The 19,994-nt window shown below is 72.9% G+C and carries 19 protein-coding genes; 8 read left to right on the plus strand and 11 right to left on the minus strand.

Translation table 11 applies throughout. The annotated features are described in order from the left end of the window. Positions 1 to 83: 83 nt before the first annotated feature. Entirely contained in the window at positions 84 to 1,580 is a 1,497-nt protein-coding gene (locus tag ACFYP4_RS25380) for an oligopeptide:H+ symporter (RefSeq protein ID WP_388788299.1), read from the plus strand. Positions 1,581 to 1,714: 134 nt separating this feature from the next. Here ACFYP4_RS25380 and ACFYP4_RS25385 read toward each other — a convergent pair whose 3' ends face one another. From ACFYP4_RS25385 to ACFYP4_RS25405, 5 genes are all read right to left on the minus strand, one after another. Next, positions 1,715 to 3,010: a hypothetical protein gene (locus tag ACFYP4_RS25385; RefSeq protein WP_388788784.1), complete on the minus strand. Its 1,296-nt coding sequence runs from the start codon at positions 3,008 to 3,010 to the stop codon at positions 1,715 to 1,717. Between the two features lie 38 nt (positions 3,011 to 3,048). After that, positions 3,049 to 4,185, minus strand: coding sequence for a hypothetical protein (locus ACFYP4_RS25390; protein WP_388788786.1), 1,137 nt, complete (start codon positions 4,183 to 4,185; stop codon positions 3,049 to 3,051). 161 nt (positions 4,186 to 4,346) lie between these two features. Further along, a complete protein-coding gene (locus ACFYP4_RS25395; protein WP_358855791.1) occupies positions 4,347 to 5,081 on the minus strand; it encodes an LPXTG cell wall anchor domain-containing protein in 735 nt (244 codons plus the stop codon). Between the two features lie 236 nt (positions 5,082 to 5,317). Further along, entirely contained in the window at positions 5,318 to 5,830 is a 513-nt protein-coding gene (locus ACFYP4_RS25400; protein WP_358855792.1) for an ATP-binding protein, read from the minus strand. A gap of 235 nt (positions 5,831 to 6,065) precedes the next feature. Further along, positions 6,066 to 6,434, minus strand: coding sequence for an STAS domain-containing protein (locus ACFYP4_RS25405; protein WP_358855793.1), 369 nt, complete (start codon positions 6,432 to 6,434; stop codon positions 6,066 to 6,068). Between the two features lie 238 nt (positions 6,435 to 6,672). On the opposite strand from ACFYP4_RS25405, the gene ACFYP4_RS25410 reads away from it, so the two are divergent. Further along, a complete protein-coding gene (locus ACFYP4_RS25410) occupies positions 6,673 to 7,596 on the plus strand; it encodes an RNA polymerase sigma factor SigF (RefSeq protein ID WP_358855794.1) in 924 nt (307 codons plus the stop codon). 209 nt (positions 7,597 to 7,805) lie between these two features. Here the strand turns inward: ACFYP4_RS25410 and hutI are convergent, their stop codons facing one another. From hutI to hutU, 4 genes are all read right to left on the minus strand, one after another. Further along, positions 7,806 to 8,981, minus strand: coding sequence for an imidazolonepropionase (gene hutI / locus ACFYP4_RS25415; RefSeq protein WP_358855399.1), 1,176 nt, complete (start codon positions 8,979 to 8,981; stop codon positions 7,806 to 7,808). 89 nt (positions 8,982 to 9,070) lie between these two features. Then, positions 9,071 to 10,405 carry a formimidoylglutamate deiminase gene (locus ACFYP4_RS25420; protein ID WP_388788304.1) on the minus strand — a complete coding sequence of 445 codons (1,335 nt, stop codon included), beginning with the start codon at positions 10,403 to 10,405 and terminating at the stop codon, positions 9,071 to 9,073. Next, positions 10,402 to 11,625: an allantoate amidohydrolase gene (locus ACFYP4_RS25425; protein WP_388788307.1), complete on the minus strand. Its 1,224-nt coding sequence runs from the start codon at positions 11,623 to 11,625 to the stop codon at positions 10,402 to 10,404. Before ACFYP4_RS25425 ends, ACFYP4_RS25420 begins: the two co-directional genes overlap by 4 nt. Further along, positions 11,622 to 13,286, minus strand: coding sequence for a urocanate hydratase (hutU, locus tag ACFYP4_RS25430; RefSeq protein WP_358855396.1), 1,665 nt, complete (start codon positions 13,284 to 13,286; stop codon positions 11,622 to 11,624). Before hutU ends, ACFYP4_RS25425 begins: the two co-directional genes overlap by 4 nt. 143 nt (positions 13,287 to 13,429) lie before the next feature. Between hutU and ACFYP4_RS25435 the strand changes: the two genes are divergently transcribed. The 5 genes from ACFYP4_RS25435 (at position 13,430) to ACFYP4_RS25455 (ending at position 17,409) form a co-directional block, all read left to right on the plus strand. Further along, on the plus strand, positions 13,430 to 14,851 hold the full coding sequence (locus tag ACFYP4_RS25435; protein ID WP_388788310.1) for a diaminopimelate decarboxylase: 1,422 nt from the start codon (positions 13,430 to 13,432) through the stop codon (positions 14,849 to 14,851). Positions 14,852 to 15,148: 297 nt separating this feature from the next. Next, positions 15,149 to 15,547 carry a hypothetical protein gene (locus ACFYP4_RS25440; RefSeq protein WP_388788313.1) on the plus strand — a complete coding sequence of 133 codons (399 nt, stop codon included), beginning with the start codon at positions 15,149 to 15,151 and terminating at the stop codon, positions 15,545 to 15,547. A gap of 119 nt (positions 15,548 to 15,666) precedes the next feature. After that, positions 15,667 to 16,404, plus strand: coding sequence for a transcriptional regulator (locus ACFYP4_RS25445; RefSeq protein ID WP_358855400.1), 738 nt, complete (start codon positions 15,667 to 15,669; stop codon positions 16,402 to 16,404). 56 nt (positions 16,405 to 16,460) lie between these two features. Beyond that, positions 16,461 to 17,018 (plus strand): roadblock/LC7 domain-containing protein, encoded by a 558-nt coding sequence (locus ACFYP4_RS25450; RefSeq protein ID WP_388788316.1) that lies wholly within the window; start codon positions 16,461 to 16,463, stop codon positions 17,016 to 17,018. Positions 17,019 to 17,034: 16 nt separating this feature from the next. Continuing rightward, positions 17,035 to 17,409 (plus strand): hypothetical protein, encoded by a 375-nt coding sequence (locus tag ACFYP4_RS25455; protein WP_358855392.1) that lies wholly within the window; start codon positions 17,035 to 17,037, stop codon positions 17,407 to 17,409. A 33-nt stretch (positions 17,410 to 17,442) separates the two neighbouring features. On the opposite strand, the gene ACFYP4_RS25460 is transcribed toward ACFYP4_RS25455, so the two are convergent. Both ACFYP4_RS25460 and ACFYP4_RS25465 read right to left on the minus strand, forming a co-directional pair. Continuing rightward, the gene (locus ACFYP4_RS25460; protein ID WP_358855391.1) at positions 17,443 to 18,027 is read right to left on the minus strand and encodes a hypothetical protein; all 585 of its coding nucleotides are present in this window, start codon (positions 18,025 to 18,027) and stop codon (positions 17,443 to 17,445) included. A gap of 122 nt (positions 18,028 to 18,149) precedes the next feature. Further along, a complete protein-coding gene (locus tag ACFYP4_RS25465; protein WP_358855390.1) occupies positions 18,150 to 18,992 on the minus strand; it encodes a MurR/RpiR family transcriptional regulator in 843 nt (280 codons plus the stop codon). A gap of 246 nt (positions 18,993 to 19,238) precedes the next feature. Between ACFYP4_RS25465 and ACFYP4_RS25470 the strand changes: the two genes are divergently transcribed. Beyond that, complete coding sequence (locus ACFYP4_RS25470) at positions 19,239 to 19,667, plus strand: hypothetical protein (RefSeq protein ID WP_358855389.1); 429 nt, start codon at positions 19,239 to 19,241, stop codon at positions 19,665 to 19,667. Positions 19,668 to 19,994: the final 327 nt, after the last annotated feature.

Raw genomic sequence — 19,994 nt, forward strand, 5'->3', positions numbered from 1 at the left:
GGCGCGCACCCGCCCCCTGGTCCCCGGCTCCGCCGGGCCGGGGGACCCCCCGTGCGGCACGCCCCGACCAGCAAGGAACGACCATGGCGTCCAGCCTGACGAAGGACTCGGTCACTCCGGGCACCCCCGGTTCCGAGAAGTCCTTCTTCGGCCACCCCCGCGGACTGGCCACCCTCTTCATGACCGAGATGTGGGAGCGTTTCTCCTACTACGGCATGAGGGCACTGCTCCCGCTGTACCTCGTCGCTCCGGGCGGCCTGCACCTCAGCGCGGCGACCGCGACCGCGATCTACTCGGTCTACCTGTCCCTCGTGTACCTGCTCGCCCTGCCGGGCGGCTGGTTCGCCGACCGCGTGCTCGGCCCCCGCAAGACCGTCGCCCTGGCCGGCGCGATCATCATGCTCGGCCACCTCACCCTGGCCCTGCCGACCTCCGGCACCTTCTACGCCGGGCTCGGGCTGGTCGCGATCGGCTCCGGTCTGCTGAAGGCCAACATCTCCACGATGGTCGGCCACCTCTACGACGGCCCGGACGACCCGCGCCGTGACGGTGGCTTCACCCTCTTCTACGTCGGCATCAACCTCGGTGCCTTCGCCGCGCCGCTGATCATCGGCACTGTCGGTGAGAACGTCAACTGGCACCTGGGCTTCGCGCTCGCCGCGCTCGGCATGGCGCTGGGACTGGCCCAGTTCCTGCTCGGCGGCCGGCACCTGAGCAAGCGTTCCGACGTCGTCCCGACGCGGCTGTCCGCCGAGGAGAAGGCGGCCACGCTGCGCAAGTCCGCACTGTGGGCGGGCGTCGCCGTGGTCTTCTACGCCGTCGTCGGCTTCACCGGTCACTACACGCTGAACTGGCTGCTGGTCCCGATCACGCTCGCCGGTCTGCTGATCCCGGTCATGGTCATCGCCCGCATCAAGCGCGACAAGGAACTCGACCGCGCCGAGCAGTCGAAGATGTCCGCGTACATCTGGTTCTTCGTCGCCGCGGCGGTCTTCTGGATGATCTACGACCAGGGCGGTTCGACCCTGTCGCTGTTCGCGGACAAGTCGGCGGAGAACAGCGTCCTCGGCTGGGAGTTCCCGGTCTCCTGGTACCAGTCGGTCAACCCCGTCATGATCATGGCTCTGGCGCCGGTGTTCGCCTGGCTGTGGCTGGCGCTGAACCGGCGCGGCAAGGAGCCGAGCACCGCGGTGAAGTTCGCCTCGGGCCTGATCCTGGTCGGCGCGTCCTTCTTCCTCTTCCTGGCCCCGCTGACGATCGCCGAGGGCGGCCACAAGGCGGCCGCGATGTGGCTGGTCGCGATCTACTTCGTGCAGACCGTCGGTGAGCTGACGGTCTCCCCCGTCGGCCTCTCCCTGACGACGAAGATGGCGCCCGCGAAGTACGCCTCGCAGATGATGGGTGTCTGGTTCCTGGCCGTCACCGCGGGAGACGCCACGACCAGCCTGCTCTCCATCGCCGGGGTCGACCTGAACAAGACGGGCATCGTCACCCTGGAGGCCACGCTCGCCGTGGTCGCCGGATTCGCGGTGTGGATGTACCGCAAGAAGGTCAAGCAGCTTATGGGCGACGTCCGCTGACGGGCTCCCGGTCCGTGCTGTGACGTGAACGGCGAAGGGCCGCCGCACCGTTGAGGTGCGGCGGCCCTTCGCCGTGTGCGGGTCCCCTCGTCACAGGTGGCGGGGCGGGTCAGCGCGTCCGGTGCCGGGACGGGTCAGCGCGTCCGGTGGCGGGGCATGAAGGTGAGGAACGCCCCGCCGAGCAGGGTCACCGTCCCCGCGACCAGACCCAGGGCCTTCAGGGCGCTGTGGCTCCCGGCGCCCGTCTCCGCGAGGCCGCCGGACGCCGTGCCGCCCGCCGCCGCACCGCCGGACGCCGTGCCGCCGGACCCGGAGGAGTCGCCGCCCGAGGCGCCGCCCGCCTGCTCCGTGGTGTCGAGGGTCAGCGAGACGGCCGTCGTGGCCGGCGTGCACGTCGTCGTCGTGCCGAGGGCCCGCACGGTCAGCACGCCCGGCGAGAGCGTCGACTTCCCGCTCGCGCCCGGCTTGTACGTACCGGTGAGGTCGGGGATCTCGATCGGGGCGCCCGACTTGATCGGCGCGGAGTTGGCCGGGCCCTCGACGTGGACGGTGCCCTTGTCCGCGCCGCCCAGGACGACCTCCATCGACGGCGTCACCGAGTCCGCGGGGATGTCGGCCGGACTGTCCATCACGGATTTCCCGAACCGGACGGTGAGGCCGAAGCTCCCGCCGTTCCTCTTCGCGTCGATCTGCACGGGCGACGTGGCGTCCTTGTCACCGATGGGCGTCTTGCAGGCGTAGGAGACGGACACCTCCTTGCCGGGGAAGTCGCTCTGCCCGCCGCCTCCGGTGGAACCGCCCGTGCCGCTGCCGCCGGTGCCGCCGGGGTCGCTCGCGGTGGCCGACGGCGTCGTGGGAGGTGTCGGCGTGGGCGGTGTCGCCGTGGGCCCGCCGTCCGTCGTACCGCCCGAAGTCGCTCCGCCCGCCGTCACCTTGATGGTGGCCGCGGACTTCACCGTCTCCTTCGGCGAGCACTTCGTGTCGGTGGACAGCGGCTTGCTGACGTTGATGGCATACGCGTCCGGCGTCAGCGTCACCTCGCCCGCGGCGGTCAGCTTCAGTCTGCCGGTCATGTCCGGCAGCTTCATGTCACTGTTCTTCGGGATCGGCGGGTTGCTGCGCGGCCCCTCCATCGCGACGGCCGCCGTCTGCGCCCCCGCCGCCCTGAGCGTGCCGGTCGGCTTGACCGTGTCCTTGTCCAGGTCGAGGACGTCCGGGTTCTTCGACGCGGCCTGGACGAACTTCCAGGTGATCGTCACCTCGTCGCCGACCTTCGCCTCGGCCGGTGCCGTGATCTCCGCCCTCGTGGTGCCCTGGACCGGGGGCAGTCCCGAGATCGCGGGCGGAACGCATTCGGTCGCGTACGTCACCTCGGCGGCCTGGGCCGGGGCCGCGGCCACGCCCAGCAGCATGCCCGCGCCGCCCAGCATCAGCGCGGCCCCGGCCACGCCGGCTCTCCGTCTCTGGCTCACGTGTTCCCTCTCCTCGTCGGAGTCGTCGGACCGTTCTTGTGCGGTGCGGAGAGCCGGCCGGCCGCGGAGGTCCCCGGATCGCTGTCCGGTGTGAACCACGGCAGGACCGGGGTGCTCGTGTGCTTCGAAGGAGCCTTCGTGGACCGCGGCCGGGCATGGGCCGACCGCGGGGCGCGCGGGGCCGGCCGGGGCAGCCGCAGCCCGCCGGGCCGACCGGCGTGCCTCAAGGACTCGCGCGGCCGGACCCGGTCCACGACGGCCATGCCCGCCCGGAACACGGCGCCCGGCACGACGACGCACACCAGGACCCAGAACAGGGTCACGCCCCAGGGGCGGCCGACGCCCCAGGGCTGCTCGGCCAGCACCTTTCCGCCGTACTTCAGGGAGACCGTGTAGTCACCGTGCGCCCCGGCCGCGAGCTCCACCGGCAGGGAGATGCGCGCCTTCCGGCCCGGCGCGATCGTGCCGCGCCACTGCTGCTCCTCCCACCGCGGCGCGAACACGCCGTGCGCGGTGCCGACTTGGAAGACGGGGTCCTGCACCGCGGACGTGCCGGTGTTGCCGACCGTGAACACGAACCGGCGCGCGGGCGGCGAGCCGAACCAGGTCAGCAGGGTGCCGGAACCTTCGAGCCGGGTGTCCGTCAGCACGGAGAGGCGCCCGCCGGTCTCCTCTCTCGGCAGCGGCTCCACCGAGTGCCCCGCGACCATGAACAGGGCGTCCGCCGCCGCCTTCCTGCCCGCGACCGTCGCGACGTGCACCACGCACGGGCAGGGCCTGGGCGGTTCGGCGACGGGCAGTTTCCGTGTGAAACGGCCCCGGGCATCGGTGGTGACGGCCCGTCCGTCCGCGTTGGCACAGGAGTCGGTGCCGCCGACGACGCCGCGGGACGGCACCGAGCGACCGCAGATCAGAATCGTCAGCAGCCGCCTCGCGCCCCAGCCGCTGCCGGTGACGGTGATCGAACCGCCCGTCCCCGCCTGGGACTTGGACAGCCGGACCACCGGCCGGTCCGCCGCGACCGCGACCGGGCCGGACAGGTCCGCCGCCACCGCGACCGGTTCGGACAGGTCCGCCGCCACCGCGACCGGTTCGGACGGGTCCGCCGCGACCGGGCCGGGCAGGGGCGTCAGGACGAGCACGAGGGCGGTCAGCAGCGTCCACATCCGCACCTTCACCTGACCGCTCCCGTCGACTCGGCCTGTGTGCGCCCTGCTGCGGACGCCTCGCCGTCCCGCCCGTACCGCCGGCGCCGTCGTACGGCGAAGGCGGCGCCGAGGACACCGGCGCCGCCTCAGCGGCGCACCGCCGTCCGGTGCCTGCGGCTCAGCCACAGCGTGCCGGCCGCGCCCGCGAGCAGGACGGTGCCGCCGAGCGTGCCGAGGGCGACGGCGGAGTCCTCGGGGCCGGTCTGCGGGAGCTCGGCCCCGGAGGCGGACCCGGAGCCGTCGGACCCGGAGGCGGAGCCGGAGCCGGTCTGCTTCTGGCCGGTGGGTGACCCGCCGCCGCCCGCCGCCGTGACGTCGAGGGTCAGCGAGGGCCTGGGGTTGTTCCCCGGAGTGCACGTCGTGGTCGTACCGAGTGCCTCGATGGTGAGCACGCCCGCGGTGAAGGTGACCTTGCCGGTCTTCCTCGGGGTGTACGTGCCCGACAGGTCGGTGATCCGGATGGGGGTGTTGGCGGGGATCGCGGCCGGGTTGGCGGGGCCCTTCATCGCCACCGTGCCGCTGTCGGCGCCGCCCAGCCTGATGACGGCACTGGGGTTCATGGCGCCCTTGCCCAGCTCCACGGGGCTGGAGGAGACGCCCTTCCGGAAGGACATCGTCAGCTTGTAGCCGCTGCCGCTCCTGACGCTCTTGATGTCGATGGGCGAGACGGCGCTCTTGTCACCGATCGGCGTCTTGCACTGGTAATTGACGTCCACCACGTCGGCCTGGGCGGCGGGGGCGGCCATCAGCACCGCCGAGCCGGCCAGGGCCGCGGTGAACGCGAGCGCGGCGGTCCGTTTCTGGTACGTCCGGTAGGACACCTCGAGTCCCCTCGTCGCCGGATTTACTGACGGCACATCAGATTGGGCGCTCAAAGTACGCCCGGGACCTTGCGGAGGGAAGACACAGTGCGCCCCGGATCCAGGGAGATCCGAGGCGCGAGAAACGGTACGGGAGGGGAACCGCGAACCGCGGGTAACGCGAGGTGGGAACGGCGGACGCGTACGGGTCGGTCGGCGGACCCGCTCTCGCGGGCGGCTTCGCGACGAGCGGAGACCTACGCCGGTGCGCCCAGCTCCGCCCACACGGTCTTGCCCTCGACGCCGGGGTGCCGGACGACCCCCCAGTCCAGACACAGCCGCTGCACGATGAACATGCCGTGCCCGCCGGGACGTCCCGCGCGGTGCGGCGTACGCGGGGCGGGCTGGCCCGCGCCACGGTCGGAGACCTCGATGCGCAGCACCTTGTTGTCACAGGCGATCAGGAGCTGGTCCGGCCCCTCGGCGTGCAGGCAGGCGTTGGTCACCAGCTCGGAGACGACCAGCAGGACGTCTTCGGCAGCGGCCCGCCACTCGGCACCGTCGGCCGGCAGCCAGCCCCAGGCGTACAGCGCCTGACGTGCGAAATCGCGGGCGAGCGGCACGACGCCGCTCTCGCCCTCGAAATCCAGCCTGCGGGCCCCACCGCCTGCGGAGGGCACGGCCGCGCCCGGTTCGGACGCCCCGGAAGCGCCGCCTGTGCCCGACTCCGGGCCGCGGTCGCCCGGCGGGTAAGGCCGGGTGGTGCTCATCAGCGCTTCACCTCACCGATTCACCAGTTCATGATTCGAGACTCAGTACATTTGGATCTACGGCGCGGGCGCCGGTTGAGCTGCCGAGCTGTGCGGTGCCGACTCGTTCAGGATGTCTCCTGCCCGAGTGAACCGTTGGAACACCCATTTATTTCGACAAGGAACGTGTGACCCGGACAACGCGCCGGTCACACGGGGCTCCCTGAGGCATGGGGTGGGCGAGGGCACGGCCCGCCTACTCGGCCAGTGCCGCGTCCAGCGTCTCGTGGACGGTGAAGACGGCCTCCGCCCCGGTGATCTCGAACACCCTGGCCACCACCGGCAGCATGCCCGCCAGATGGACCCCGCCGCCCGCCTCCTCGGCCTTCAGCCGAGCGCCGAGCAGCACGTTGAGCCCGGTGGAGTCGCAGAACTCCAGGCGTGAGCAGTCCACCACCAGCCGGGCGAAGCCCTTGGCGAGGCACTCCTCGAGTGGCTCGCGCAACAGATCGGCGGTGTGGTGATCCAATTCGCCAGCCGGGGTCACGACAGCGCTCGTGCCCTCTTCCCGCACTTCGACAAGAAGCCGGCCCGACTGTGCGCTGCCGACCGTCCCGCGGTCCATGCCGTCTCTCTCCCGACCGTCGTTGCTGTTGACCGATGCTCACGAACCCTACGCCCTCCCCGCGCACCTTGGCACCCGAACAACCCCGCCAAAATGGACATTTCGCAAGGAAAGGCACTTGCGGTGGTGTCCCGAAACCGGGTAGGGCTATGAGGGACACCCAATCGACACGGCCGGCTTTGGAGGCGCCGCACACCGCAGTGCACGTACAGGCATCGGCGGCCATATGCCGAGAACGATGGAGGACATCATGTCACCCCGGCTCGACGCCTCGCATACCCAGACGGCGACGTCGACACTCCCCCCGGACAGTCCCGAGGGCTCGCCTTCCGCCGCCTCCCCGCCGGAGGCCGACGGGCTCGCCGGCCTTCCGGAGATCCCTCCGTACGCAGAGGTGGGGCCGGTTGACGCACGGGCCCTGTCCAAGACCCTCTTCGAGCGGCTGGAGTCCCTCGAGGAAGGCACGTACGAGTACTCGTACGTGCGCAACACCCTGGTCGAACTCAATCTCGCCCTGGTCAAGTTCGCCGCCTCACGGTTCCGCTCCCGCAGTGAGCCGATGGAGGACATCATCCAGGTCGGCACCATCGGCCTGATCAAGGCGATCGACCGCTTCGAACTGAGTCGTGGCGTCGAGTTCCCGACTTTCGCGATGCCAACCATCGTCGGGGAGATCAAGCGGTTCTTCCGTGACACCAGCTGGTCCGTGCGCGTTCCGCGCCGGCTCCAGGAACTCCGCCTCGACCTGGCCAAGGCGGGCGACGAACTCGCCCAGCAGCTCGATCGCGCCCCGACGGTGGGCGAGCTGGCCGAGCGCCTCGGCATCACCAAGGACGAGGTCGTCGAGGGCATGGCCGCCTCGAACGCCTACACCGCCAGCTCGCTGGACGCGCAGCCCGAGGAGGACGACTCCGAGGGTGCGCTCGCGGACCGCCTCGGCTACGAGGACCACGGGCTCGAGGGCATCGAGTACGTGGAGTCCCTGAAGCCGCTGATCGCCGAACTGTCCTCCCGGGACCGGAAGATCCTGTCCCTGCGCTTCGTCGCCGGCCTGACCCAGTCGGAGATCGGCGAGGAACTCGGTATCTCCCAGATGCACGTCTCCCGGCTGCTGTCGCGGACCCTGGTCCGGCTGCGGAAGGGCCTGACGGTCGAGGAGTGAGTGCCCGACGTCGTCGGCCGCGCCCGGCTCCCTGCCGACGGGAGCCGGGCGCGGCCGTGTGTCGTCCCCCGGACGTCGTCTGCCCTCTCCCGAACGTCGTCTGCCGTCCCGCCGTCCCGCCGTCCGCCGCCCGCCGCCCGCCGCCCGCCGCCCGCCGCCCGCCGCCCGCCGCCCGCCGTGACAAGAATCACGCCGGGGCGGGCCCCGGGTCAGACCGTGCGGACTCCGCGCCGCCACACCTGCGACACCAGCGGGACCCCCGGACGGTAGGCGAGGTGGACATGGCTCGGCGCGTCGAGCACCGCCAGGTCGGCGTACGCGCCCGGCGCGAGGCGGCCGACGTCGTCCCGTCGCAGGGCCCTGGCGCCGCCCGCCGTGGCCGACCAGAGGGCCTCGTCCGGGGTCATCCCCATGTCCCGTACGGCGAGGGCGATGCAGAACGGCACCGAGGACGTGAAGGACGAGCCCGGATTGCAGTCCGTGGACAGGGCGACCGTCGCTCCCGCGTCCAGCAGACGGCGGGCGTCCGGCCACTGCGCGCGGGTGGAGAACTCGGCGCCGGGCAGCAGCGTGGCCACGGTCGCGCTGTTGGCCAGGGCGTCGACGTCGTCGTCCGTGAGGTGCGTGCAGTGGTCCGCGGACGCCGCGTCGAGCTCCACGGCGAGCTGGACTCCGGGGCCGTACGTCAGCTGGTTGGCGTGGATGCGGGGATGCAGGCCCTTCGCCCGGCCCGCGGTGAGGATCGCGCGGGCCTGGTCGCCGTCGAAGGCGCCCTTCTCGCAGAAGACGTCGATCCAGCGGGCGTGCGGCGCGCAGGCGTCGAGCATCTCTCCGGTGACGAGGGCCACGTACCCGGCGGGGTCGTCGGCGTGGTCCGGCGGGACGATGTGCGCGCCGAGGTAGGTGACCTCGTCGGTGTGGCGGGCGGCGAGGCGCAGGGCACGGGACTCGTCCTCGACGGTGAGGCCGTAGCCGGACTTGGTCTCGAAGGTGGTGGTGCCCTGGCGGAGCGCCTCGTGCAGGTGCCGGGTGAGGTTGCGCTCCAGGTCCTCGTCGCTCGCGGCCCGGGTCGCCGCGACCGTCGTGCGGATGCCGCCCGCGCTGTACGCCCGGCCGGACATGCGGGCGTTGAACTCCTCGGTGCGGTCGCCCGCGAAGACGAGGTGCGAGTGGGAGTCCACGAAGCCCGGGATCACCGCCCGGCCCCCGGCCCCGACCCGATTGTCAGTGGCGGGTGCTTGTCTTGACTCACCGATCCACGCGATGCGGTCGCCTTCGATGACGACGGCCGCGTCCTGGATCAGACCGAGCGGGGATCCGTCGCCGAGGGAGGGATCGTTGGTGACCAGACGGGCGATGTCGGTGATGACGGTCGTGCTGCTCATGGTGTCCTCGTGGGCCTTGTCGGCCGGGTCGGCGGCGGTGGCCGCGGTGTCGGCTGCGGTGGCCGGGCGGCCGGCGGAAGTGGCGGGGGTCAGGCGCGCAGGGCGTCGACGGCCGTGGCGAGCGCCGCGGGCACGTCGGGTACGAGGGTGTGCGCCCCGTCCCGCACGACCTGCCGGCCGGCCACGACCGTGTGGCGTACGTCGGCCGCCGTCCCCGCGAATACGGCGGTCTCGGCGCCGAGCCGCGGCAGCGGTCCCGCGGTTCTGACCGAGTCGAGCGCGATCGTCGTGAAGTCGGCGAGCGCGCCGGCCTCCAGGGTGCCCGCCTCGTCCCAGCCGAGGGCCGCGTGACCGTCCGCGGAGGCGGCCCGCAGCAGCGCGGCGGCCGTCCAGTGGCCGCGGGTGCGGGTGCGCAGCCGTTCGTTCAGCTCCAGGGCGCGGGCCTCTTCGAGCAGGTCGATCACGGCGTGGCTGTCGGAGCCGAGCGACAGGGGCGAGCCGGCCTGCTGGAGGGCGACGGCGGGGCCGATGCCGTCGGCGAGGTCCCGCTCGGTCGTCGGGCACATGCAGGTGCCGGTTCCCGAGCCGCCGAGCAGGGCGATGTCCTCGTCCGTGAGGTGCGTGCTGTGGACGCCGGTCGTGCGGGGGCCGAGGACTCCGTGGTCGGCGAGCAGCCGGGTGGGCGTGCAGCCGTGGACTTCCCGGCAGGCGTCGTTCTCCGCCGTCTGCTCGGACAGGTGCACGTGCAGCGGGGCCCGCCGCTCCCCCGCCCAGCGGGCCACGGTCGTCAACTGCGCGGCGGGCACCGCCCGTACGGAGTGGATCGCCGCTCCGATCCGTGCGTGTTCCCGGTCCTTGAGAACCGCACAGCGTTCCGCCCAGGCCTCGGCCGTGCCGTCGGAGAAGCGCAGCTGGTGGCGGTTCGGGGGCTGCCCGAAGCCGGCCGACAGGTACGCGGTGTCGAGGAGGGTGATGCGGATGCCCGCGTCGCCCGCGGCGGCGACGAGCGCCTCGCCCATGGCGTTGGGGTCGGCGTAGGGGGTGCCGCCGGGGGCGTGGTGGACGTAGTGGAACTCGCCGACGGCCGTGATCCCGGCGAGCGCCATCTCGGCGTACACGGCGCGGGCGAGGGCGTGGTAGGTGTCCGGGGTCAGCCGGTCGGCGACGGAGTACATGACCTCGCGCCAGGTCCAGAAGGTGCCGGAGCCGACCTGGACGGTGCCGCGCAGTGCCCGGTGGAAGGCGTGCGAGTGCGCGTTCGCGAGGCCGGGCAGGGTGAGGCCGCGGAGGATCTGGGCGCCCGGCGGCGGGGCCGCGGTGTCCGTGCGGACGGCGGTGATCCGTCCGTCGGCGACCTCGACGGCGACGCCCGGCTCGACGTGGGTGTCGAGCCAGGCGTGCTCCAGCCAGTACGTCTGCGTCACCTGCGGGCCAGCCCTTCGAGTACGTCGGCGAGTGCGGTCACCCCGGCCTCGCAGTCGTCCTCGGCGGCCTGCTCGGCCGGGGAGTGCGAGACACCGGTGGGGTTGCGCACGAACAGCATGGCGGTCGGGATCCTCCCGGAGAGGATTCCGGCGTCGTGTCCCGCGCCGGTCCCCAGCACGGGGACCCGGATGCCCGCGTCCCGGTCCTTGCCCAGGATGCGGGCGAGCTCGTCCCGCAGGGCGTGCTCGAACTCGACGACGGGCGTGAAGGACTCGCGGACGACGTCGAGTGCGATGCCGTGCGCCTGCGCGTACTCCCGGGCGGCCTTCTCGACGCCGGTGACGACGGTGTCGAGGGCCGACTGGTCGGCGGCGCGGGAGTCGAGCCAGCCGCGGACGAGGGACGGGATGGCGTTCACGCCGTTCGGTTCGACGGCGATCTTGCCGAACGTGGCGACGGCGCCCGCGAGTTCGGCCTCGCGGCGGGCCGCGAGCACGGTCTGCGCGTACGGCAGCATGGGGTCCCGGCGGTCGGCCAGGCGGGTGGTGCCCGCGTGGTTGGCCTCGCCCCGGAAGTCGAAGCGCCAGCGGCCGTGCGGCCAGATGGCGCTTGCGATGCCCACCCGGTCGCCGCTCAGGTCGAGGGCGCGTCCCTGCTCGACGTGCAGTTCGACGAAGGCACCGATGCCGGCGAGCCGCTCCGGGTCCGGGCCGATGGCGTCCGGGTCGTACCCGGCCCGCTCCATGGCCCGCGGCAGGGTGACGCCGTCCGCGTCGGTGAGCCGGTGCGCCTGCTCGACGGTGAGCTCGCCGGCGGTGAGCCGGGACCCGACGCAGGCGAGTCCGAAGCGGGCGCCCTCCTCGTCACCGAAGTTGACGACGGCGAGCGGCTTGGCGAGTTCCGTGCCCCGGTTGCGGAGTTCGTCCAGGGCCGCGAAGGAGGAGACGACTCCGAGGGGCCCGTCGAAGGCGCCGCCGTCGGGCACCGAGTCCAGGTGCGAGCCGGTGACGACGGCGTCGCCCGCGGCGGGGTCGCCGAGCCACGCCCACTGGTTGCCGTTGCGGTCCCGCTCGTAGGTCAGTCCGCGCGCCTCGGCCTGGGCGCGGAACCAGGCGCGGCAGTCGGTGTCGGCCCCGGTCCAGGCGAAGCGGCGGTAGCCGCCGGAGGCGGAGCTGCGGCCGATCGGCAGCAGCTCCGCCCACATGCTGTGGAAGGTCACGCCAGGTCACCCTCACGCATCGGGACCCGCACACCGCGCTCGTCGGCCACGGTCTCCGCGATGTCGTACCCGGCGTCCACGTGCCGGACGACGCCCATGCCGGGGTCGTTGGTGAGGACGCGGCGGATCTTCTCGCCGGCGAGCTTGGTGCCGTCGGCGACGGAGACCTGTCCGGCGTGGATGGAGCGGCCCATGCCGACGCCGCCGCCGTGGTGGATGGAGACCCAGGAGGCGCCGGACGCCACGTTCACCATGGCGTTCAGCAGCGGCCAGTCGGCGATCGCGTCGGAGCCGTCGAGCATGGCCTCGGTCTCGCGGTAGGGGGAGGCGACGGAACCGCAGTCGAGGTGGTCGCGGCCGATGGCGAGCGGGGCGGCCAGTTCGCCGGAGGCCACCATGTCGTTGAAGCGCTCGCCGGCCCGGTCGCGCTCGCCGTAGCCGAGCCAGCAGATGCGGGCGGGCAGGCCCTGGAAGTGGACGCGCTCGCCGGCCAGCTTGATCCAGCGGTGCAGCGACTCGTTCTCCGGGAACAGTTCGAGCATCGCCTTGTCGGTCTTGGCGATGTCGGACGCCTCGCCGGACAGGGCGGCCCAGCGGAAGGGGCCCTTGCCCTCGCAGAACAGGGGGCGGATGTAGGCGGGCACGAATCCGGGGAAGGCGAACGCGCGGTCGTACCCGGCGAGGCGGGCCTCGCCGCGGATGGAGTTGCCGTAGTCGAAGACCTCGGCACCGGCGTCCATGAAGCCGACCATGGCCTCGACGTGCCGGGCCATGGACTCGCGGGCGCGGGTGGTGAAGCCGGCCGGGTCCTTTGCCGCGTACGCGGCCATGTCGTCGAAGTCGACGCCGGCCGGGAGGTAGGACAGCGGGTCGTGGGCCGAGGTCTGGTCGGTGACGATGTCGACGGGCGCGCCCTCGGCGAGCATGCGGGGCAGCAGGTCGGCCGCGTTGCCGAGCAGGCCGATGGACAGGGGGCGGCGGGCGTCGCGGGCCTCGGTGGCCAGCTGGAGTGCGTGCTCCAGGGAGTCGGCCCGCACGTCCAGATAGCGGTGCTCGATGCGGCGCTCGATGGCGCGGGGGTCGCAGTCGATGCAGATGGCGACGCCGTCGTTCATCGTGACGGCGAGCGGCTGGGCGCCGCCCATGCCGCCGAGTCCGGCGGTGAGGGTGATCGTGCCCGCCAGGGTGCCGCCGAACTTCTTCGCGGCCACGGCGGCGAAGGTCTCGTAGGTGCCCTGGAGGATGCCCTGGGTGCCGATGTAGATCCACGAACCGGCCGTCATCTGCCCGTACATGGTCAGGCCGAGCTGTTCCAGACGGCGGAACTCCTCCCAGTTCGCCCAGTCGCCGACCAGGTTGGAGTTGGCGATCAGGACGCGCGGGGCCCACTCGTGGGTCTGCATGACGCCGACGGGGCGGCCGGACTGGACGAGCATCGTCTCGTCCTGCTTCAGGGTCCGCAGCGTGCGCACCATGGCGTCGAAGGAGCGCCAGTCGCGGGCGGCCTTGCCGGTGCCGCCGTAGACGACGAGCTTGTCGGGGTGCTCGGCGACCTCGGGGTCGAGGTTGTTCTGCAGCATCCGCAGTGCGGCTTCCTGCTGCCATCCCAGGGCGCTCAGTTCCGTACCGCGCGGTGATCGAACGGGGCGTGGTCCTGACATGGTCTGCCTCCTGGTGGGCTGCTGCACGCGGCTGCGGCATGCGGATTGTTGCACTCGTTATTCACATCCTGGACTCATGAATAGGGCTAGTCAATACGCTCGTACGTCAGCGCGGGCGCGCCGTCGGTGTTTGGCTGGGAGGCATGGGCGCGCACAGGGACACCGCGGAAGATCCGGCGGGCGACAGGGCGGGCGGGGCCGCACTCCCCCGGGCCGGTGTGCCGGACGGGCCGGACGCGGACCGGGTCGCGCGGCGCCACGCAGCCGTGCGGGCCGCCGTGGAGCAGGGACTCCTCGGGCCCGCCGCCCCGCTCGCGGCACTCCTCGACGTCACCGGGATCCGGGACTCCGCGCGAGCGCTGCGGGCCGCCTTCGACGCGGTGACCCCTCCCGGCACCCCGGTGCTGCACGCCTTCGCGGTGAAGGCGTGCCCGCTCGTGCCGGTGCTGCGGCTGCTGCACGAGGCGGGCATCGGCGCCGAGGTGGCGAGCCCGGGAGAGCTCGCGCTCGCCCGCGCCGCCGGGGTGCCGCCGGACCGCACCGTCCTGGACTCCCCCGCCAAGACGGCGGCCGAGCTGCGGGAGGCACTGGCCCTCGGCATCGCCGTCAACGCCGACAACCCGCAGGAGCTGGCGCGCATCGACGGCCTGGTGTGCTCCACCGTCACCCGCTCACCCCTTGGACTCCGGGTGAACCCCCAGATCGGCGGGGGTTCGATCGAGGCGCTGTCTACCGCGACGGCCACCTCCAAGTTCGGCGTCGCGCTGCGGGACGAAGGGGCCCGCGCCTGGATCGTCCGGGCGTACCTGGACCGGCCCTGGCTGACGCGCCTGCACGCGCACTCCGGATCGCAGGGCGTCCCGCTCTCGCTGATGGCCCGGGGCGTGGCCGAGACGTACGCGCTCGCCGAGGAGATCAACGGGCGGGCCGGACGCCGGCAGATCGACACCCTCGACATCGGCGGCGGACTGCCGGTGAACTTCGGCTCGGACGTCACGACGCCGACGTACGCGCAGTACGCGCGGCTGCTCGCCGAGGCCGTCCCCGGCCTGTTCGCCGGGCGCTACGGACTGGTCACCGAGTTCGGGCGGTCGCTGCTCGCCAAGCACGGCACGGTGCTCGCGCGGGTCGAGTACACGAAGAGCGCCGGGGGCAGGTCCGTCGCGGTCACCCACGCCGGGGTGCAGATCGCGGTTCGCACGGTCTACGCGCCCGCCTCCTGGCCGCTGCGGATCGCCGCTCATGACGCGGAGGGGCGGCCCAAGTCCGGGCCCGACGTGGTGCAGGACATCGCGGGTCCCGCCTGTTTCGCGGGCGACCTGCTCGCCGAGGGGCGCCCGCTGCCACGGCTCGAACCGGGCGATCACGCCGCGGTGCTGGACACCGGCGCCTACTGCTTCGCCCACCACTACGCGTACAACTCCCTGGCGCGTCCGGGAATCCACGGCTTCGCGCCCGACGGGAACGGCGGGGTGCGCTTCGCGGTCGTACGGGAGCCGCAGACGCCCGCCGAGATCGTCGCGGAGTCGGGCGGGGCCCACACCTCGGCGCTCACCGCGCTCTAGCCGACCTGCGACCACCGACCAGCCGCCTCCGACCGGCGACCACCGACCAGCTACGTCCGACCGGCGACCGGCTACGTCCGACCGGCGACCGGCGACCGGCGACCGTGCGGGAGAGCAGCTCAGCCCCCTCCCCGCACCCTTTCGGGCCATGGTCAACTTGCCGCCGAATGAGGCCAGTTGACCTACCTTAGTCATTCCGCGCATGTTCCACTGGAAAATGCCGGAACCCTCACCCGTAGCGCACACGTTGCGTAGCCTCGGCGTCACTCATCCGACCCGAAGGGGAGGGGACACGGGGTGCCAGGGATCGACGAGTGCCTGTTGGAAGCCATGCGACTGCCCGGTGCGCGAGGCGCCGCGGTGGTCGACTGGACCAGTGGTCTGGCGCTGGGCACCGTCGGGGACGCACCGGGTGGCGACCACGAGACGACCGCTGCGGAGGCTGCCGAACTGGCCCGGCTCGCCGCGGAACACCACGCGTTCGCCCCGGCCGACGGCTCCGACTGGTCCGAGGCGGAGCCACCGGTCGAGGACCTGATCATCAGCAACCGCGACAGCTACCACGTCCTGCGGTTCGTGCGGACGACGTTCGACAGCAGCGTCGTCCTGCACCTGTGGCTGGGCCGCGAGGAGGGCAACCTCGCGCTCGCCCGGATCAGACTCGGCGAGATGGCCGGACGGCTGGTGCTGGGATGACCACGGCAGGAACACCCACCGCACCCACCGCACCGCCGCTCCCCGTCCGGGACGCCGGGCCGGAGTCCCGTGACCGGGACCGGGACCGGCACCCCGGCCCGGCCGGCGCCCTGTCACCCATGCTCAGCCGGCTCGCCGAGGAACGGGCGACCGGTGTCCTCATGCGCGAGTGCGGAACGCTCTACCTCTGCGACGGGCAGGTGGTGCACGCCGAGAGCCCGGCGACCCCGGGTCTCGACGTGCTGCTCACCGTCCCCGGCGCCCTGCACACCGACGTCTGGCACCGGGCCGTCTCCGAGGCCGGGGCCCGGCGCCGGGTGGGACGGTTCCTGGTCGACAGCGGCCGGATAGCCGAGGGCGCGCTGGAGCTGTGCCACCTCGGGGCGCTGTACGACGCCGCGTACTTCGTGCTCGGCCCGAGCAGCGCCCCCGCCCGCTTCCGGTACGGGGCGGCGCACTGGCTCGGCGCCCTGCGCCCGGTCCCGGTGGCCGCGCTGGAGCGCGAGACGCTGCGCCGCCGCGAACTGCTGCACCGCATCTGGCCCGACCCCGCGACGGACACGGCACCCCTCGTCCGCTGCTGGGGCGCCGGGTCCTCGCTCACCCCGCGCCGGCGTGCCGTGCTCGGCCGGGTGAACGGCGTACGCACCGCTGCGGACATCTCGCTCGCCCTGGGCCGGCCCGCGTTCCACACCCTGGTCGACCTGCGCCGGCTGGCGGCCGACGGAGCCGTGGCGACGGTACGCGCCCCGGAGCGGGCACCGTCCGCCGCCGTGGCCGCCGTGCTCGACCGGACGTCCGACGACCCGGACGTCGCCCTGCTGCGCCGGCTCAGAGACGCCCTGGAGGCCCTGTGATCCGCGCGCTCCGACAGCGTGCCGAAATCCGACAGCGTGCCGAAAGGAGACTGCTGATGGCCGCGGAGGCCGAAGTCCTCGACGAGATCCATCGGCTGAGGGCACGAGTGCCCCAGGTGACCGGCGCGCTCGCGGCCAGCGTCGACGGCCTCGTGCTCGCTCACGACACCCCGGGAGTCGAACCGGAGGGCGTGGCCGCGCTCACCGCGGCGGCACTGGGCGTCGCCCTGCGGCTGACGGACGCCACCGGCCAGGGCGACTTCCGCGAACTGCTCGTCCGCGGTGTGTACGGCTATGTGGCGACGTACGCCGCCGGCACCTCCGCCGTGCTGACACTGCTGGCCCAGGACCGGGTCAACGTCGGCCGGCTGCACCTGGAGGGGCGGCGCGCCGGGACGCGGATCGGCGAGCTCGTGGACGCAGCGACGGCGCGCGGCGAGCCGGCCGCCCCCGCCCGGGCCCCCGCGAAGCCCGCCGCCCGGCCCGTCGTCCCGCGCACCCGGACGCCGCGCGCCCCGGCGCTCACCGACCCGCCTGCGGCCCGGGCGCCCGCCGAGCAGGCCCTGCCGGTCAGGACCCCGACCACCAAGACCCCGACCACCACCGAAAGCTGAAGGGAAGCGCAGCACCATGGCCAACACGGACACCGCACTGAAAGAGGCGCTCGCCTCCATCGAAGGCGCCACCGGCGCCGCCCTCGTCGACTACACCACCGGTATGGCGCTGGGCACGATCGGCGGCAGCAAGGGGTTCGACCTCACCGTCGCCGCGGCCGGGAACACCGATGTCGTCCGCGCCAAGCTCCGCACCATGGAGCACCTCGGCCTCAAGGGCGAGATCGAGGACATCCTGATCACCCTGAGCGACCAGTACCACCTGATCCGCCTGATGCAGGGACGCGGCGGCAACGGGCTCTTCCTGTATCTCGTCCTCGACTCCAAACGGTCCAACCTGGCGATGGCCCGCTACCAGTTGAAGAAGATCGAGACCGAGCTGGAGGTGTAGGGCGCCTGCGCCAGGGCTCCTGCACCAGGGCTCCTACACCAGAGCGTCGACGCGGCGGCGCGCCCCGCCCGGGGCCGCGTCGCCCGCGGCGATGCCCGTGCCGCGGTAGGACCTGACGGCCTTGCCCGCGGGCGCGCCGGCCCGCGGGCCGAGCCAGTCGACGCGCACCCACAGCAGGGCGTCGCCGTCCCGTTCGAGACGGCCGAGCCAGGCGGCCTTCAGCCGCAGGCCGGCGCCGGTCCCGGCCAGCAGCAGACCGCCCGCCGCGGGCACCGCGAACGAGCTGCCCAGCGCGGCGAGGAAGGCGAGCAGCAGCCACCAGCGGTGCCCCCGGCGCCAGTTGCGGACGGACACGGCCCGGTCCTGGAGCACGTCGTGCTTGCCCGCGCGGGCGGCGGAGCGGGACAGTTCCGCGTACCGCCCCCTGCGCACGTACGCCACCACGGCCGCCGCGACGACGAAGAGCACCGCCCCGGCCATGACCCCGATACGGCGGCCGGTCACTCCGGGCGGCAGCAGACCGACGCCCGCCGCCACGGCTCCCGCCCACCACAGCGGTGCGGCCCCGGCCCTCACGACGACCGCCACCCGAGCCAGCCCCTGCCCTCCGCGTGCCACGTCCCGCCTCCCGTCTCCCGTCCCGGCCTTTTTCGGAGGTGCAGACTAGCGAGTGAAGGTGAGACGAGTCTGAGAAACGCGAGTCCTTCCGGAGGACTTCCCGGGGCCTTTGCGGGGAGCCCCTACTCCACGAACAGCCCCCGTGCGGCGGCCCGCGCGTCGAACTCCTCCAGCCGCACCTGCGCGTCGGGCAGCCCGTCGCACATCGCCTCCAGCAGGACCCGGCCGAGGAGCATCGGGGCGCAGGCCGTGTCGAAGGCGAGGCCGGTGCCGACGGCGGCGGGCAGCAGCAGGTCCGACACCTTCGCGACCGGCGCGAACGCCGAGTCCGCGACGGTGACGACGGTCAGCCCGGCCGCCTTCGCGTACGCGAGCGAGTCCACCACCTCGCGCGGATGCCGCGGCAGCGCGAAGCACAGCAGCGCCGTGGCACCCGCGTGCACGGCGGCGTCGACCCGGTCGTGGAGCATGGTGCCGCCCTCGTGCAGCAGCCGCACGTCGGGGTGGACCTTCGCGGCGAAGTACGCGAAGCCGTACGCCTGGGAGGCGGCGGCCCGCAGACCGAGCACCGGCAGCGGCCGGGACGCGGCGAGCAGCCGGCCCGCGCGTTCCACCGGTCGCGGGTCGGCCAGCACCTCCGCAAGGTGTCTCAGGTTCTCGATCTCGGCCTCGACGGCCTGCTGGTACTCGTTGTACGAGGCGGTGTCGGCGACCGGTTCCGCGGGGGCGACCTCCCGCAGGTGCCTGCGCAGCGCGGGATAGCCGTCGAAGCCGAGCGCGACCGCGAAGCGGGTGACGGACGGCTGGCTGACGCCGGCGAGTTCGGCGAGTTCGACGCTCGACAGGAACGGCACGTCCGCGGCGCGCCGCACCATACTGTGCGCGATGCGCCGCTGGGTCGGTGTCAGCCGGTGCCCCTCGAAGAGCGCCTGCAGCCGCGCGGCAGGGCTGTCGGTCACGCCCATGACGTGGTCCCCCTCCAATGTCCGTGAACCGGTCGAGCGGTGCGGCCGACGGCTCCTCGACGCCACGGGAGAGTACAGCGTGGCCGGGCGGGGGCCTATGCAGACGGTAAGAACTCTGCATGACGATATACAGGCCGGGCAAGCGGCGCCCTGTGAGCCCGTCGTCCGGTGCGGGGGTGGAGCACAGCGCGGAAAGGGGGGCTAACCCCAGTGCCGCGGCGATGTCCGCTGCCTAGCGTGGACGTCATGACGGGTATGGACGCCGGCGAAGCCGACCTCAAGAAGGAACTCGACGCCACGCTGCGGGCGCGCAGGGAACTGGGCGAGGAGTACGAGCCGGCTCTCGTCGACTCGTTCCTGGAGAAGATCGAGCAGCGCCTCGACGGGACGGTCGAGCGCCGGGTGCGCCGACACCTCGCGGAACAGCAGATGGTGGTGGCCCGGGGCACCCGCTCACCGCAGTCGCCGGACTCCTGGGGCGAGCGCTTCGGGTTCGGGATCGTCTCGCTCGTGCTGGCGGTCCCGCTGTCCGGCATCGGCGGCGGTGTCGCGCATCTGCCGGGCCTGATGGTCGCCTGGGCGGGCATCGTGGGCGTCAACGCGGTGCAGGTCCTGCGCCACAGGCTGCCGGTGCGCCGGGACCCGGACAAGCCGTCCTCGGAGTGGGAGGACTGAGCCCCGCGGGTCTTCCCGGGGATCTTCCGCGGATCTTTCCGCGCACAGGACTGTGCGCGGGGACCGCCGCACCCCCGTTGCCGGGGGGCGGGACGACGGCGGTCCCCGCGAGGGACGCGGGCCGGGTCAGGGCCGGGCTTGCGCGTCCGTGGCGTCCATGGAGGCCCGGGAGCCGCTCCGGTTGTCCTTGACGCCGTTCCGGTGCCGGCCCGGGCGGGGAACCTTCCCCCGTGCGTAGCGCCTTGGAGGTGTTTCCTTCGCCCTTGCCGACATCCACCAATGTGCCGGACCCGTGTTAAGCGGGTGCTGCGCGAACGTGTCGCGCTC

The organism is Streptomyces sp. NPDC005551 (assembly GCF_042871785.1).
In the GTDB taxonomy this organism is placed as follows: Bacteria; Actinomycetota; Actinomycetes; order Streptomycetales; family Streptomycetaceae; genus Streptomyces.